The following is a 16430-nucleotide window of genomic DNA, read 5'->3' on the forward strand; positions in this document are numbered from 1 at the left end:
CCAATGAGTGCATTCAACGCGATCGGAGAGGAACGAGAGATCGACCGGGACGAGTTTACGCCCGGTATCGAACCGCAGCCGACCTGGTGTCCGGGCTGTGGCGATTTCGGCGTCTTAAAGGCGCTGAAGCAGGCCCTCCCAGAAGTCGGCAAGACGCCAGAGGAGGTGCTGACCGTGACCGGGATCGGCTGTTCCGGCAAACTGAACAGCTATCTGGACACCTACGGGTTCCACACGATTCACGGACGCTCGCTGCCCGTCGCTCGAGCGGCCAAGTTGGCGAACACCGATCTCGAAGTCATCGCTGCCGGCGGCGACGGCGACGGATACGGGATCGGCGGGAACCACTTCATCCACTCGGCCCGGGAAAATCACGATATGACGTACATCGTGTTCAACAACGAGATATTCGGCCTGACCAAAGGTCAGACCTCCCCGACGAGTCCGAAAGGTCACAAGTCAAAGACCCAGCCTTCGGGCAGTGCGAAGACGCCGTTGCGGCCGCTTTCGCTATCGTTGAACGCGGGCGCGAGCTACATCGCCCGCACCGCTGCCGTCAATCCGAACCAGGCCAAGGAGATCATCAAGGAAGCCATCGAACACGACGGCTTCGCCCACATCGACTTCCTCACGCAGTGTCCGACCTGGAACAAGGACGCCCGTCAATACGTCCCCTACATCGACGTACAGGAATCCGACGACTACGACTTCGACGTGACCGATCGGCGCGAAGCCGCCGAAATGATGCACGAAACCGAGGACGTCCTCAACGAGGGCACCGTCCTGACCGGCCGGTACTACGTCGACGACGATCGCCCGTCCTACCAGCAGGAAAAAGCCGCCGTCGGAGAGATGCCGGACGAACCGCTGGCCGAGCGGTACTTCGACGACGACGCCGAATGGGAACGAAGCTACGATCTGCTCGAGCGCCACACCTGAGCGCAACGAATCCCGAAACGGCTCCCCGTAGTCAGCGACTGTCACCGAGTTGCGTATCGCCGTCTCGTTTGCAGTAAGGTTTGCACGTTCTCCCTCAAGAGCGGGTCTCGAGCGACTCGCCATTGCGGCAGTTCTGTCGTCGAACCGTCACCCGTCGAACACCGAATAGGAGTACTGCGTTCACGTTCGCTATCCCCGTCCACCTCGGTCTTCGTTCGCAGAATCGACCGCCCCGTCGCGGGACCGATCGAGGACCGCTCGGGGTCGAAAAACGATGCACGAATCGAGAACTGAGACCGAAATTCGGCGGTTCGGCCGATATCGTCGGTGGCGACCGTACAGAAACTACCCACCGTCTGGAGCGTCTCGAGCGTGCCGTTCCTCCGTCGGGTATGCCGTCAGGACACCCCCGCTCGGGACGGCGCGTTCACGTTCGTTCCGTTCGGATATCCGTCGTTTTCGTATACAAAAGATATTTTTCCGTCGGAGCAAAACATACTCACATGAGTACCCAGGCGACGGAAGATCAAATTCTCGAGGTTCTCGAGGAGGACGCTCAGGCGTCCTACGCCGAGATCGCCAAGCGGGCAAACGTCTCGAAACCGACGGTGCGGAAGTACATCAATCAACTCGAGGAAGAGGGGGTCATCGTCGGCTACTCTGCCGACATCGACCCGAAAAAACTCTCGAGCCAAACGATCGCGCTGGTCGGTCTCGACGTTTCGAGCGAGCGATACGTGGAAGCGACGCAGGCCATTAAAGAACTCGACGAGGTCGAAGCGCTGTACAGTTCCAGCGGCGATCACATGCTAATGGCCGAAGTTCGCGCCGAGGACGGCGATTCGCTGGGCGAGATCATTTCTGAGCAATTGCTCGAGATAGACGGCGTCACCGCGGCCCATCCCTCGTTTCTACAGGAGCGTCTGAAGTAACTGGCCTGGTGCTCGATTCGTCGCCGACCGTCGGGGCCCTCGTTTTGTCGGTGGCCGCCGTAGGTGGAACTGTTCCATGGCCACGTACGACCGCGAAACGACCGTCGAATCGACGTTCGAGGACGTCTGGGAGTTCAATTCGCGGATTTCTGGGCTCGAGGCAGTGACGCCGGACTGGATGAACCTCCGCGTCGAGCACGTAATCGGCCCGGACGGCGAGGCACATCCCGACGTGCTCGAGCACGGTTCGGAAGTCGCGCTGTCGATTCGCCCGTTCGGAGTGGGGCCACGCCAGCACTGGACATCGGTCATCACGGACCGCGAGCGTGAGGAGGGGTCGGCCTACTTTCGCGACGAGATGGTCCACGGTCCGTTCGATCGCTGGGAACACACTCACACGTTTTACGCCGATGGCGACCGGACGGTCATACGAGACCGAGTCCAGTACGAACTTCCGCTCGGTGGAATCGGCGACGCGGTGGCACCGCTTTCGAAACTCGGCTTCGAGGCGATGTTCCGGACGCGCCATCGACTGGCGAAGGCGCGACTCGAGTGACCGGCGGGTTCCGGTCCCTCGTCGGCGGCAGTATCGCTCGGATTCGAGAGCCGTACCACGATAGTTTTGTCCGTTGTATCGGTAACATCGGATATGACTGACCGAACCGGGCTCGAGCGGCGGGCCCTGCTGGGCATCCTCGGGACGGGACTTGCCGCAGGTATCGCGGGCTGTCTCGGCGGCGACCAGCCCGACACCGAGACCGACGACGGGCCCCCCGCGCAGGTATACGAACCCACTATCGAGAACGTCGACGACGGACCGTTCGAATTCCCCGACGGGCACCGCTGTGCGGTCTGTAGCATGATCGCGACCGAATGGTTCGGGAAAAGCCAACTCGTCCACGAAAACGGGCTAGCGGCGGTCTTCGACTCGCCCGGCTGTCTGTTCGCGTACGTCGCCTCATCGACGCCGGAATCGCCGATCGCCGGTGCCTGGACGACCGACTACGAGACTGGTGGTCTCATCGATGCGACCGAGGCCCACTTCGTCCTCATTACCGACGAGGAGGCAGCCGATGACCCGATGGGAATCGATCCGCGCCCGTACGCCGACCGTGAAGACGCGGTTGCGTTCCTCGAAGAATGGGATGCAGAGGAGTTGACGCCCGAAGACGACATCATCGTCGGACTCGAGGACGTCGACCTCGAAATCGCGTCGATCTATCGCGAACACCATCTCCCGGACGAGTAGGGGTCCGAACCTCACCGCCGCCGATGAGAGGGGGCCTGCAAACTCGGACCTGAAGCGAGTTTCGGAACCTGTTTTACTCCTCGGGCGAGTGCGACAGCCGTGACCGTCGACCTCGAGGTACCGCCGATCGCCGTGCTCGCCGTTGCCGTGTTGGCGACGAGCACCAGCGCGATTCTGGTTCGCTGGAGCGCGGCCCCGAGTTCGGTCGCGGCGTTCTATCGGATTCTCTTTACGACGGCGCTGGTCACACCGGTCGCCGTAGGTCGCTACCGCGCAGCCTTCGCGCGACTCTCCCGTCGCGACTTCATGGGTGCTATCGGTGCCGGCACGGCTCTGGCGGTCCACTTCGCAGCTTGGTTCGAAAGCCTAAACCACACGAGCGTCGCTGCGAGCGTAACGCTCGTACAGAGCCAGCCCATCTTCGTGGCGGTTGGAGCGTGGCTACTCCTCGGCGAACGAATCGGTCGAAAAACGGCGGCTGGAATCGTCGTCGCGATACTAGGCGCCGCCGTCATGTCTCTCGGCGACACCGAAACGACGCTGCTGTCCGACGCGACGCTGTACGGTAACGCGCTCGCGTTACTCGGCGCGGTGACCGTCGCCGGATACGTACTGGCCGGCCGGTCTATTCGTCAGCGCGTCTCCCTTTTTCCGTACGTGGCGGTCGTATACGGCGTCTGCGCGGTGATGCTTATGCTCGTCGTCGTGGCCCAGGGCCACGCGTTCGTCGGCTACCCCACCCGTGAATGGCTCCTCTTTCTCGGCCTGGCCGTCGGCCCGGGAATCGTCGGCCATACCGTGAGCAACTGGGTCATAGAGCGCCTCGAGTCGGTCGTCGTGAGCGTCGCCTGGCTCGGCGAGCCGGTGGGTGCGACCGCGCTCGCGTTCGTCCTGCTCGCGGAGGTCCCCGATCCGGTCACGGTCGTCGGTGGTCTCGCCGTGGTTGCGGGCGTCGCCGTCGCGACGCTCGAGCGAGGATAACCCGTCGAACAGACGAAGCGAGGCGTTCGGCGTGACGACTCGTCCGACCGATCGTTCGTGTCGGCACGTCACAGATCAATCGGTCGCCGCCGGATCGTCGTCCGCCGACGCGGATTCGATGTCTACCTCGATTTCGGCTGCCGCCGCCTTGTACTCGGGTATCTTCGCCCGCTCGTCGAGAACGTGATTCGTGAGTACGTTCGCCGAGGCGGCGGCGAAGTGCGGTGTCGTCCAGACGACGCCCTCCTTCGTGTCGTCGGTGACGTGGGCCTCGAGCGTAATCTCCCCGCGCCGCGAGCGGAGTCGGACGTACTCGCCGTCCTCGATCCCGTAGCGGTCGGCGTCGGCCGGGTGGACGTCGACGAAGTTCTCCGGCGTCTGCCGGTTGAGCGTCGGCGACCGGGTGCTCATCGTACCCGTGTTGTAGTGTTCCTCGAGTCGCGCGGTGGTGAGGATCAGCGGGTAGTCGTCGTCGGGGGTCTCGGCCGGCGGCTGATGGTCGACGCCTTCGATGTGACCGCGTCCGTTTTCGGTGTCGAACCCCGCTTCGTAGAGGAAGGGGTCGCCCTCGTCACCGGGTTCGTAGCAGGGCCAGTGGAGGCCCTCCTCGCCCAGTAAGTCGTAGGTCATGCCGTGGTAGCTCGGACAGACCCGTCGGAGTTCTTCGAAGACCGATTCCGGGTCCTCGAAGCTGAACGCGTCGCCGTCGAAGAGTCGCGTTCCGATCTCGCGAAGGATCTCGAGGTCGTGTTTCGTGTTCTCGTGAACTTTGTCGACGCCGCGCATCCGCTGGACGCGGCGGTCGGTATTGGTGACGGTGCCGCCGCGCTCGGCCCACGTCGTTGCCGGGAGAACGACGTCTGCGAACTCCGCGGTTTCAGTCATGAAGATGTCCTGAACGACTGTGAACTCGAGGTCCGCGAGCCGTTCGGCGACGCTGTTGGCGTCGGGTTCGCTCATTACCGGGTTCTCGCCCATAACGTAGAGTCCTCTGATGGCGTCGCCGGCTTCGTAGGTGAGTTCGACGTTCGTGAGGCCCGGTTCGGCCGGGATCTCGAAGCCCCAGACGTCCTCGACGGATTCGCGGGCTGCGTCGTCGTCGACGAGTTGGTAGCCGGGCAACACGTTCGGCATCGCACCGACGTCACAGGTCCCCTGGACGTTGTTCTGTCCGCGCAGCGGGTTGACACCCGTTCCGGGTCGTCCGAGGTTGCCCGTGATCAGCGCCAGGTTGATTTCGTTTTGAACGTTGTCGACGCCGCAGGCGTGTTGGCTCATCCCCATTCCGGTGAAGATCGCGGCGTTGTCCGCCGCCGCATACTTCGTCGCCGCACGTTCGATCTCCTCGAGCGGGACGCCACACTCCGCTGCCGCGGCCGATTTGTCGAATCCCTCGAGCGTCTCCCGGAGGTGTTCGAACCCCTCCGTGCGCTCCTCGACGAACTCCTCGTCGATCCAGCCCTCGTCGGGGTTTTCGTCGTGGTAGTCGAGGATCGTCTTGAGAACGATATTCAACAGCGGAATGTCCGTTCCGGGATTCAACTGCAGGTGCAGGTGGCGGTCCGTGTCGTCGATTCCGAACGTCCGCGTGGTCTTGTTCGCGTGCGGGTCGACCTGGACAACGGTCGCACCATCGAGGACAGCCTGCCTGAAGTACTGGCTGTTCGCTATCGGATGTTGCTCGCCCGGATTCGCACCCTGAATCCAGAAGAGATCCGCCGCGTCGCGGAGATCTCGCATGCTGTTGGTCATCGCGCCCGCGCCTAGACTGGTCCGCAGCGCCCAGACCGTTGAAGCGTGGCACATTCGCGTACAGTTGTCGACGTTGTTAGTCCCGTACCGGCGGGCTAGTTTCTGAAGCAGGTAATTCTCCTCGTTCATCACCTTCGAGGAGGCGAGAAATCCCATCGAATCCGGTCCGTGTTCGTCGCGGATGCGCTCGAGTTCGTCGACGACGTACTCGAGCGCCTCGCTCCAGGATGCCTCGCGGAACTCGCCGTCTTCTTTGATCAGCGGATCGGTGAGCCGGTCCTCGTGGTCGACGACCTCCGTCGCCGCCCCACCTTTGATGCAGATGCGTCCCTCGTTGACGGGCGCATCGCCCCAGGGGAGGAACCGGACGTCGCCAGCCTCGTCGCCCTGCTGGATCTCGATGCCACACCCGACGCCGCAGTACGGACAAATCGTCTTGACCGGGTCTTGGTTCTCACTGGACATTGTGTTCTTCCGTCTCGCCCGTTACCCGCATCCAACGACCCCACCGTGCATGATGTTTTCTACCACGCGGAATGTATGTCGGTGCGAGGGAGGAGTCACTGATCGCACTGATCGCAATTCCCGCCTCTGAAGGGGCAGCCGGCCGCTCTCGTCGCGGGGTCGCCGCCGAGGTACCGTTCCCCGACGACGGGGAAACGTTGACGGACGGTCGTGGGGAACGACAGGACGATGGAACTCACGCGTTCGCTCGTAGAAACTCAGGCGCGCGAGTACAGGGAGCGCGAGCCCCTGTACGCGGTCGAGCGTGAGAACATCGAGACGCTCCCGGACGCGTTCGCAACGGGGGAATACGGCCGCCGGGATGCCGCCTGGGTCGTCAGATGGTACTACCGACGGTTTCTCGGGGCGTATCCCGACGACGAGCGACGGGATGCCGAGGAGCGGTTCTGGGAGAACGACTTCGAGACGGTCCGTCGGGCTATCGCAGACGTAGTCGACGCGACCGACGCCGCAGCAGGCCTCGCTCGGCTGACCGATCTCGCAGCCGTCGATGTCCCCGTCGGCTCGGCCTTCCTCATGTTCGTGGACCCTGACGAGTACATCGTCGTCGGTCCCCGCGAGTGGTCGGCGCTCCGGGAGGCTGAAGCGCTTTCTCGACCCTACCCTGATCCGCCAGCGATTCCGGAGTACGTGGACTACCTCGAGCGGTGTCGTTCGCTTACCGCTCGTCTGGAGTGTAACTACTGGACGCTGTACCGAGCGCTCTGGCGGCTCTCGTCGTGATCGAGAGCGCCGGTGGTGCCTACACAGCAACGAGACACCGGATGCTTTTCCCCTCCGTCGACGAAGAACGAATATGGCTTCCGAAACTGGCCGAGACGATCGTACGGGCCTGATTCTCGCAGGCGGTCATTCGACCCGTTTCGGCGATGAGGACAAGGCCCTTGCCGACCTCGCCGGAACGCCGATGATCCGCCGCGTTTTCCGCCGTCTCGAGCCGGTCGTCGACGATATCGTCGTCAATTGTCGGATGGAGCAGGTGCCGGCGATTCGCACAGCGCTTGCGGACGGGCCGAACGCGTCATTCGCCGTCGATCCCATCCCCGACCGCGGGCCGGTGGCGGGAATCCTGACGGGTCTTCGTGAAGCCACAACTGCATACGCCGCGGTCGTCGGGTGCGACATGCCCTTCATCGATACAGCGCTCGTCGACCACCTCTTCGAGCGGGCGAGCGGCCACGATGCCGCAGTACCACGGCTCGACGATCGGTGGTTCCAGACGACACAGGCCGTGTACCAGGCTAAGCCGATGGCTGAAGCCTGCGAGCGCGCCCTGGAGCGCGACGAGCGACGAATTGTCGAACCGCTGTTCGAACTCGATTACGTCGTCGTCGATGAAAACGAGGTTCGATCACACGCCAGCCTCGAGACATTCGAGAACGTCAACACCCGTGAGGAACTGGAGGCGGCCGCGACCCGTCTGGAAGCCGAGTAAAACCGGCATCCCACGCTACGCTTCGATGACGTCGACAACCGGATCGTCGGCGACCATCCGGGCCAACACGACGCGCTCGACGGCCGGCGTTCGCTCGAGGAGCCCCGCCGCGATTTCCTCGGCGTCGGACCGGGAATCTTCATCGTCGACTTTGTTGAGCAGCGGGACAACCGTCGCGTCGTCGGGGACGTCCGTCAGTCCGCCGCGCTCGCTTGCGAGAACGCGAGCCACGTCGATGGCCTGAACGGGGTCGCCGCGTTTGCGTCCGGTGATCGCCGACACGTGTTCGGGACGATGAACGTATTCGCTCGAGAGCGGTTTCCCGACGGCCCGAACGCTCGCGATCGGAATCACGGTATCGACGCGGCGGGGAAGTTGCGGTTCGTCCGTACCCGGGGCTTTGAACTCCCTCGTCCGGGCACCATCTGCCTTGACGAGTACGAGGTCGGCGACTTCTGCCGATGCGATTCGATCGACGTCACCGGGGTCGTATCCGCCGTATCGCTCTTCTCCGTCCCGTCCCGGAACGACCCCGACGGGCCAATCGCTCGTCCGCTTGATGGCCGGGATCGGATCGGCAGTCACGTGAACTCGTGTCACGTTCCGGTCGAAAGGCGGAATCCGGACCGTCGCAGTCACGACCACTCGTCGGTCTTCCTCGCGGGCGGCTTTTTCGGCAAGCGCGTAGAGCGTCGTCTTCTTCCCGCCCGCACCGACGACGGCCACGACGCCAGTCTCGGCACGGAGCGCTTCGATGACGTCCATACTGGCAGTACCACCGTGACAGCCTAATCAGTTGGGACCGACGGGAGCGACGCATCCGCCACTCGCTCGACGTACCCCGGACCGCGACGCCCGGTCATCGCCGTTCGACGGGGCGACACTCGATCCAGGACCGATCTCGGTCTCGATCGAATAGTGATCATGCCCGCCATCGATCGGCGCCTCGTCGGCAGGCTACACGCGTCGTACTGCCGTCGTGTCCCTGAAGCGCTCTCCCGTAGTCGACCGGCTTGCGGGCGTGTGGCGGGAGTTTTTTCCCTTTCAACGGCTACTACCCATTGCATGAGTACACGATCGGACGCCACCGACGAGGTTTTCTGGGGGGACACGAACGACGAGGTGGCGCTCGAACGATATCGAAGGCTCGTCGAGGCGATCGGCGACGGGATCTACCAGCTCGATACCGACGGAAATTTCGTCGCGGTAAACGAGACGATCGTCGAGATAACGGGCTATACTCGGGGCGAACTCCGCGGCGAACACGTTTCACTCCTTCTAGATGCGGCCGATGTGGACTCGATCGAACGCAAACTCTCCGATTATCTGACTGCGGATGCAAGCGAGATCCCCGCCTTCGAACTCGCCGTTCGCACCGCCGACGGGGACAGAATCCGCTGTGAAGTCCAAATAACTCCGCTTACGGACCAAGACGAGTTTCGGGGAACGATCGGCGTCGTCAGAGTTCGCTCCGAGGGACCGCAACCGACCGCACTCGACTCGGTCCGACCGTCGTACGAGTCGATTTCCAATATTTTAGACGAGACGAACGTCGGCGTGCTCGTCCTCGACGATGCGCTCGACGTCAGGTGGATCGACGAGACAATCGAGGAGTATCTCGGTCTCGACCGCGAAGCGGTCGTCGGACGAAACAAACGCAGGGTGATCGAGGAGACGCTTACGGGGATGGACATCAACCCCGACTCGTTCGCCGAAACCGTTCTCGCGGCGTACGACGACGACGAGTACATCGATCACCTCGAGTGTCGGGTCACCGGCGATGGGGACGGCGAACTCGAGGACCGATGGCTCGAGTACCAGAGCAAGCCGATCACGTCGGGACGGTACGCCGGCGGGCGGATCGAACTCTACTACGACATCACCGATCGAAAGCGGTCGGAGGACTCCCTTCAGGAGCGCCAGGAAGCGTTTCAATCGCTGGTCGAAGCGGTCGAGGAGTACGCTATCTTCCGACTCGACCCCGATGGGCGTGTCATTAGCTGGAACAGAGGTGCAGAGCGGATCAAAGGCTACGACCCCGACGAGATCATCGGCGAACACTTCTCGACGTTTTATACGGAGGCGGACCGCGCGGCGGACGTACCCGAACGGAACCTCGAGACCGCACTCGAGAACGGCTCCGTCGAGGACGAAGGGTGGCGTCTCAGAAAGGACGGCACCCGCTTCTGGGCGAACGTGACGATTACGCCGGTGTGGGACGACGGCTCCCATCGTGGATACCTGAAGGTGACTCGCGACATGACCGATCGACGGGAGCGCGAGCGGGAACTCGAAAGCGAACTCCATCGCATCCTCAGTCGGATCTCGGATGCGTTCTACGCGGTCGACGACGAGTTTCGATTCACCCACGTCAACGACCGTGCCGAGGAACTCCTGCAGCGTTCCGAAGCGGACCTACTCGGGGAGACGCTCTGGGACGTATTTCCCGATCTCCGCGAGATCGACGAGGTCCGGACCGCCTTCCACGAGGCGCTTGAAACCCAGCAGCCGACAAGCTACGAACTGTACTACGACGTCCTCGACTTCTGGGTGGAGGCGAACCTCTATCCGTCCGAGACCGGTATCTCGGTGTACTTCCGTGACGTAACGGATCGAAAGGAGCGCGAACGTGAACTCGAGCGAACCGAGCGCCGGTTCGAAGCAATTTTCGAGGATCCGAACATCCTCGTCGGCCTGCTCGAACCCGACGGGACGGTCATCGACATTAATCAAACGGCGATGGAGTACATCGACGCCGATCTGGCGGCAGTGACCGGTGAACTGTTCTGGGAGACGCCGTGGTGGGGAGAAGGCGAGGAAATCCGGGCCGACGTGAGAGAATGGACCGAACGCGCCGCGGACGGCGAGTACGTGAACTTCGAGGCGGATCTTACGCGACCCAACGGGGACCTGTACACCCTGAACGGCGTTTTCAGACCGGTCACGAACGACGATGGCGACGTCGTTTCGGTCATCGTCTCGGACCGCGACGTTACCGAACGCAAGCAGCGCGAACGCGAACTCGAAGAATCGGAGCAGCGATACCGGACCATCGCGGAGTACTTTCCAAACGGTATCATCACGTTGTTCGACCACGATCTCGAGTACACGCTGGCGGCCGGTCAGGGCTTCGACCGCATTCCCGTCGACCCCGACGATCTGGAAGGGCAGAGCTTCTACGACGTCTGGCCTGCGGGAACGAGCAGCGATCTCGAACCCGCAATCCTTGCCGCGCTCGAGGGGGATGAACAGTCGGTCGAGCTTTCGTACGCGGGCCGAGAATGGGTCATCCACGCAGTCCCGATCACCGACGAACGCGGCGAAGTCTTCGCCGGCGTAACGATGGCACAGGACATCACCGAGCGGAAGGCGAACCAACGCAAACTCGAGAAAACCATCTCGCAACTGGAGGAATCGAACAAACGCCTCGAGCAGTTCGCGTACGCCGCCTCCCACGATCTGCAAGAGCCGCTGCGGATGGTTTCGAGTTACCTGCAACTCATCAAAAGCCGCTACGCAGACGACCTCGACGAGGAGGGCGAGGAGTTCCTCGCGTATGCCGTCGACGGCGCGGATCGAATGCGCGAGATGATCGACGGCCTCCTCGAGTACTCTCGCGTCGAGACACGGGGCGGTCCGCTCGAACCGGTCGACCTCGAGGAGATCCTCGACAGCGTTCTGACTGATTTACAACTCCGGATCGAGGAAACCGACGCCGAGATCACGAGAGACGGACTTCCACGCGTCGAAGGCGACGCAAGCCAGATACGGCAGGTGTTTCAGAATCTCCTGTCGAATTCACTCACCTACAGCGGCGACGACCCACCACGGATTCACGTCGACGCACGCCGCCGGGGCGATGACTGGGTGATCTCGGTCCACGACGACGGAATCGGTATCGACCCGACGGATCAACAACGCGTGTTCGACGTGTTTCAGCGGCTTCACAGCCGCAACGAGTATCAAGGAACTGGGATCGGGCTCGCGCTCTGTCAGCGCATCATCGAACGCCACGACGGCGACATCTGGCTCGAGTCGGAACCGGGCGAAGGATCGACCTTTTCGTTTACGCTCCCCGCGGTACCGAACACCGACAAGTGAAGTCGTCGGTGCCGTCGGACGACACAGCACGTCTGTGCGGGAGTCCGAGCAGATCACCGCTGCGCTCGGTTTTAACACCGCTCATTCCGTACGGACGGGCATGACTCCATCCCGATCGGGAGCGCGCGACCCGGCATTTCGATTCGAATACCAGCCGCCGGCGATCAGATTCGGATCGGGTTGTGTCGACGACCTCGAGGCTGAACTGGAGCGGCGAGGTCTCGAGCGCGCGCTGATCGTTTGTGGGTCGACCGTTGGGAGCACGGCGGCGGTGATGGAACCGGTCAGATCAGGATTGGGGGACCGACTGGCTGGCGTCTTCGACGAGACGACATCGAAGAAGCGACTCGCGACGGCGGTCGACGGCCGCGACGCGCTCGAGGCCGCGGACGCGGACGTTCTCGTGAGCCTCGGTGGCGGCAGCAGCTTAGACGTCGCGACGGTGATCAGCGTCCTCGCCGCTGATGATCGATCGCACGAAGACGCGGGATCGGAATTCGCCGCGCGAGGGACGCTCACCGTTCCCGACGACGGACTGCTTCCGATCGTGACCGTCCCCACGACGCTCGCCGGAGCCGACCTCTCGATGGTCGCAGGCATCACCGCCGGACCCGACTCGAGCCCGGTCGACGAGGAGAGACGCGGCGGCGTTTCCGATCCGGGATTGATGCCTGCGGGCGCGTTCTACGATCCGGAACTCGTCGAAACCACGCCCCGGTCGGTACTCGCGGGCTCGGCCATGAACGGCTTCGACAAGGGCATCGAGACGCTCTACGCGAGCAACGCGACCCCGGTAACGGATGCGACGGCGAGACACGGCCTCGAGACGTTCGGAGACGGTCTCCGAGCGTTCGGCGACGGCGACCGAGACACTGAGACGTTCGAAGCGATCCTCGAGGGCCTGATCCTGGTACAGTACGGAATCTCGCGACCCGGCGAAACCACGGCCTCTATCGTCCACGCATTCGGTCACGGACTGACGCGAACGGAGGACATCCAGCAGGGGGTTGCTCATGCCATCGTGGTACCCCACGTCCTCGAGTACCTCTTCGAACGGGACGGCGTGGACGCTCGTTCCGGAACGCTCGCGAACGCGCTCGGCGTCGAAAACGCCGCGGATCAGGCCGCTGCGGTCGTCGAGTCAGTCACCGAGGTACGGGACGCACTCGGGCTCCCGTCGCGACTTCGCGACGTCGATGGGCCCGATCGAAGCGAGTTCTCTGCGGTCGCGGAGATGGTTCTGAACGACCCGTTCATGGTGAATGCACCGCCTGGACTGGACCCGACGGTCGGGGACCTCGAGGGCGTCCTCGAGGCAGCGTGGTAGTAACTGACTGGTGGGGCCGATTCCGACGCCAATGGTTCGGGTATCTGTTCTCGAGGTAACCGGGTGATCGGTGGAGTCGATCGACGTTCGGTTCGATAACTGTTGCATAAGTAGAACAGCTCCACTTCCTGTTTCGACACCGAAACGGAGATAACGAACCGATAAGTAACCGCTATCGACTGTTGTGTTCAGTAGTATGACCGATTACGGGAGACGACGGTTTCTGATGAACGCCGGACTGACGGTTGCTTGTGGGGGGATGGCAGCGACCGCCGGTGCTGGAGCTGTCAGCAACGCAACCGTCGGTGGGAGTTCGGCCAGTGGGGCAGCCCAGTGGTCGTCGGAGCACGGCAACGCGGCGAACACCGGTTACGCTCCATCGACAGTCGGGCCGAAACCACCGGTCACCGTCACCTGGGAGTACGATCACGGTGGTTCGATCGCCGTCGTCGACGACACGGTCTATCTCACCGCGGACGACGGCCGAGTACATGCACTCGACGCAGCCGACGGATCGGTCGAATGGACGAGCGAAATCTCCTCGGAGAAATCCGTCACTGCAGCGGGGTCACCGGCGGTAGCGTCCGATACTGTGTACGTTAGCGGGGACCGAAACAGTCCAGCGGTCACCGCCCTCGACGCGGCAAACGGGGACGTTCGCTGGAAGAAGACCGATCTCGGGTACGCAACGAATCTTTCCCCCGTCGTCGCAGGTGGGTCGGTGTTTATCATCGTCGATAAAATCCTCTATGCACTCGACGCGGACACGGGGAAGAAGCTGTGGCGGTTCGAGCCGAATCTGGTTTCGTTCGACGGGAGAGAGTACGGCGATATGCTTGTGCGACGGCCTGTCGCGGTTGCAGACGGAGCCGTGTTCGCCGTGAGCAACAAGCGACTGTTCGCACGGGACATCGAAACCGGAGACGATCGATGGACGGACATGCTTCAGGAAAACTGGGCGACCGAGGGGTTTTCCGGAAGGCCGATCGCTGATGACGACGCCGTCGTTGCCATCAGAGGCGGTACCCCAACCGTCTTCGACACGGAGACAGGCGAGAAGCGACTGACACTGCCCGGCCACTCACTCGACGTGCTAACACAGGATCGCGTATACGCCACTGGCGAAGCGAAGTCCGGTGACGGCAGCAGTTCAGCGGTCATCACCGGCTACGATAGAAAAACCAGCGACGACGTCTGGCACTCGTCGCCGGAGATGCAATCGGTTGGAACACCGATCGTCGACGATGGATCCGTCTACGCGCCAGTCGAAAAGCCGTCCGGAGAGACCGGTGTGTTTGCGTTTGATACCGATACCGGGAGTCGAAAGTGGAGCGTCACCACCGACGCTAGACCGAGTCGAATCGCCGTTGCCGACGAAACGCTGTATGCGAGTACCGAGACGACACTGTCCGCAATTCGGTCCGAAGACGCGGGGAAGACAGCCGACGAATCGAACGAGGACCAAGGGAAAGGCCAAAGTATCCCCGGGTTTACGTCCGGCGTTGCAATCGCAAGCGGTGTCCTTGCACTCGAGGGGTTACGCAGGCGAAGCGCTTCCGGTGAGGAAGCGGACTAACGAACCGCAGTCGAGAGAACCCGGTTCGGCCGCCATCGTTCAGTGGTCGTGACGGAGAGATTATCGATTACCGTCAGCGTACGACGGCCGCTCGGCATAGTCGATCGGATCGCGACTACCGATGTTCTGGAACGCCTGCAGACGGTACGCACAGGCGTCGCAGGTCCCACAGGCGGGTTCGGTATCGCGGTAGCAACTCCAGGTGTGTTCGTACGGAACGTCCAGTTTCACGCCGTACTCGGCGATGTCAGTTTTGGAGTGCTCCACGAACGGGGCTTCGATTGTGATCTCGGTCTCGGATTTCGTGCCGACGTCGACGACGCGCTCGAAAGCCTCGAAGAATGCGGGTCTGCAGTCCGGATAGCCGGAGAAATCCTCGCTGTGGGCCCCGATGAAAACCGCCTCGCAACCGTTGGCCTCAGCGTAGGAGACGGCCATCGCGAGCAGATTCGCATTTCGGAACGGGACGTACGAGGACGGGACGTCGTCGCTCTCGAGGTCGGCGTCAGCGACGGCCATCTCCTCGTCGGTGAGGCTCGAGGCCCCGATAGCAGCGAGATGAGCGGTCTCGACTTGCAGGAATTCCGCCGCGTCGAGTTCGTCGGCGATTCGACGAGCGCATTCGAGTTCGCGGTCCTCGGTGCGCTGGCCGTAGGAGGTGTGCAGGGCGTAGAGCTCGTATCCCTGCTCGCGGGCCTCGTAGGCGGCTGTGGCGCTGTCCATCCCGCCCGAGAGGAGAACGACGGCGCGTTCGGTGGTCGATTCGCTGGGTTCGGTTTCGGTGGTCTGCGTTGTATCGGTCATAGACGGATCCTCGATTACGTTTCGGGGGCATCGTTCCAGAGGTCGACGTGTAGTCGCGGCGTGTATCGGAAGCCGTACTCCATCGCGAGGTCGGCTACTCGAGTGCGGGTTTCGGCGAGCCGTTCGCGGGTGGCTCCTTCGGGCATCAGGAGAACGTCATCGTCACGGATCGGACTCTCGGCGGCGTCACGCAGCGTTTCGAGCAGTGCGAGGATCTCCGGCATATCGTCCGCGTCGGTCACGACGAATTTCAACTGGAACTCGTACGCTTCGACCAGCCGAGCGAGCGACTCCACGTCGATTCGGTCGGTTTCGTGACGTTCCTCCCACGCCCCCTCGCCCGAGGGATCGCGCTCGGGAGTCGGGGTACTGCTCTCGAGTTTCGGGCTCACTGAGGCGAGATCGATCGGTGCCTCTCGGTAAATCGTTCCGTTAGTCTCGACGGTGGTATGGTACCCTCGCTCGTCGAGCGCTTCGAGTAAGGCGACACTTTCGTCGTACAACAGGGGTTCGCCCCCTGTAAGGACGACGTGATCGGTGCCGTGCGATTCGACCTCGGCGACGATCTCCGGGATGCGCAACTGGGTATGAGTCGGCTCCCAGGAGGTGTGATAGGAGTCGCAAAACCAACATCGGAGGTTGCAGCCGCTGGTACGGATAAACGTCGACGGGACGCCGACGAGGGACCCTTCCCCCTGCAGCGAGTGGAACAACTCGTTGATCGGGAGTCTCTCGGTGGCGTTCCCAGCTTCGTCTTCCACGGCGGTATCCACCCCGGACTCGAAATCGATAGAATCAGAGACCGGCAT

The 16430-nt window shown here is 62.6% G+C and carries 14 protein-coding genes; 10 read left to right on the forward strand and 4 right to left on the reverse strand.

Features of this window, described 5'->3' with window-relative positions; translation table 11 throughout:
* Positions 1 to 3: 3 nt before the first annotated feature.
* From HYG82_RS21385 to HYG82_RS21405, 5 genes are all read left to right on the forward strand, one after another.
* Positions 4 to 939, forward strand: a complete 936-nt coding sequence (locus HYG82_RS21385) for a thiamine pyrophosphate-dependent enzyme (RefSeq protein WP_179259182.1) — start codon at positions 4 to 6, stop codon at positions 937 to 939.
* A 503-nt stretch (positions 940 to 1442) separates the two neighbouring features.
* Positions 1443 to 1871: an HTH-type transcriptional regulator LrpA1 gene (gene lrpA1, locus HYG82_RS21390; protein ID WP_179259183.1), complete on the forward strand. Its 429-nt coding sequence runs from the start codon at positions 1443 to 1445 to the stop codon at positions 1869 to 1871.
* Positions 1872 to 1947: 76 nt separating this feature from the next.
* Positions 1948 to 2427, forward strand: coding sequence for an SRPBCC family protein (locus tag HYG82_RS21395; protein ID WP_179259184.1), 480 nt, complete (start codon positions 1948 to 1950; stop codon positions 2425 to 2427).
* A gap of 93 nt (positions 2428 to 2520) precedes the next feature.
* Positions 2521 to 3120, forward strand: coding sequence for a nitrous oxide reductase accessory protein NosL (locus HYG82_RS21400; RefSeq protein WP_179259185.1), 600 nt, complete (start codon positions 2521 to 2523; stop codon positions 3118 to 3120).
* 99 nt (positions 3121 to 3219) lie between these two features.
* Entirely contained in the window at positions 3220 to 4101 is an 882-nt protein-coding gene (locus HYG82_RS21405; RefSeq protein WP_179259186.1) for a DMT family transporter, read from the forward strand.
* A gap of 75 nt (positions 4102 to 4176) precedes the next feature.
* Here the strand turns inward: HYG82_RS21405 and fdhF are convergent, their stop codons facing one another.
* Positions 4177 to 6318, reverse strand: a complete 2142-nt coding sequence (gene fdhF / locus HYG82_RS21410) for a formate dehydrogenase subunit alpha (protein WP_179259187.1) — start codon at positions 6316 to 6318, stop codon at positions 4177 to 4179.
* A 228-nt stretch (positions 6319 to 6546) separates the two neighbouring features.
* On the opposite strand from fdhF, the gene HYG82_RS21415 reads away from it, so the two are divergent.
* Together HYG82_RS21415 and mobA are read left to right on the forward strand one after the other, a co-directional pair.
* On the forward strand, positions 6547 to 7101 hold the full coding sequence (locus tag HYG82_RS21415; RefSeq protein WP_179259188.1) for a hypothetical protein: 555 nt from the start codon (positions 6547 to 6549) through the stop codon (positions 7099 to 7101).
* Between the two features lie 73 nt (positions 7102 to 7174).
* Positions 7175 to 7813, forward strand: coding sequence for a molybdenum cofactor guanylyltransferase (gene mobA / locus HYG82_RS21420; RefSeq protein ID WP_179259189.1), 639 nt, complete (start codon positions 7175 to 7177; stop codon positions 7811 to 7813).
* A gap of 15 nt (positions 7814 to 7828) precedes the next feature.
* Here the strand turns inward: mobA and yqeC are convergent, their stop codons facing one another.
* On the reverse strand, positions 7829 to 8578 hold the full coding sequence (gene yqeC / locus HYG82_RS21425) for a selenium cofactor biosynthesis protein YqeC (protein ID WP_179259190.1): 750 nt from the start codon (positions 8576 to 8578) through the stop codon (positions 7829 to 7831).
* Positions 8579 to 8878: 300 nt separating this feature from the next.
* On the opposite strand from yqeC, the gene HYG82_RS21430 reads away from it, so the two are divergent.
* The 3 genes from HYG82_RS21430 (at position 8879) to HYG82_RS21440 (ending at position 14817) form a co-directional block, all read left to right on the forward strand.
* Entirely contained in the window at positions 8879 to 11914 is a 3036-nt protein-coding gene (locus HYG82_RS21430) for a PAS domain-containing sensor histidine kinase (RefSeq protein ID WP_179259191.1), read from the forward strand.
* A gap of 100 nt (positions 11915 to 12014) precedes the next feature.
* Positions 12015 to 13241: an iron-containing alcohol dehydrogenase family protein gene (locus HYG82_RS21435; RefSeq protein WP_179259192.1), complete on the forward strand. Its 1227-nt coding sequence runs from the start codon at positions 12015 to 12017 to the stop codon at positions 13239 to 13241.
* A gap of 196 nt (positions 13242 to 13437) precedes the next feature.
* Complete coding sequence (locus HYG82_RS21440; protein ID WP_179259193.1) at positions 13438 to 14817, forward strand: PQQ-binding-like beta-propeller repeat protein; 1380 nt, start codon at positions 13438 to 13440, stop codon at positions 14815 to 14817.
* A 60-nt stretch (positions 14818 to 14877) separates the two neighbouring features.
* Here HYG82_RS21440 and queC read toward each other — a convergent pair whose 3' ends face one another.
* Both queC and HYG82_RS21450 read right to left on the reverse strand, forming a co-directional pair.
* The gene (gene queC / locus HYG82_RS21445) at positions 14878 to 15621 is read right to left on the reverse strand and encodes a 7-cyano-7-deazaguanine synthase QueC (protein ID WP_179259194.1); all 744 of its coding nucleotides are present in this window, start codon (positions 15619 to 15621) and stop codon (positions 14878 to 14880) included.
* A 14-nt stretch (positions 15622 to 15635) separates the two neighbouring features.
* On the reverse strand, positions 15636 to 16430 hold the full coding sequence (locus HYG82_RS21450) for a 7-carboxy-7-deazaguanine synthase QueE (protein ID WP_179259195.1): 795 nt from the start codon (positions 16428 to 16430) through the stop codon (positions 15636 to 15638).

This window comes from Natrinema halophilum, assembly GCF_013402815.2.
GTDB classification, from domain to species: Archaea; Halobacteriota; Halobacteria; order Halobacteriales; family Natrialbaceae; genus Natrinema; species Natrinema halophilum.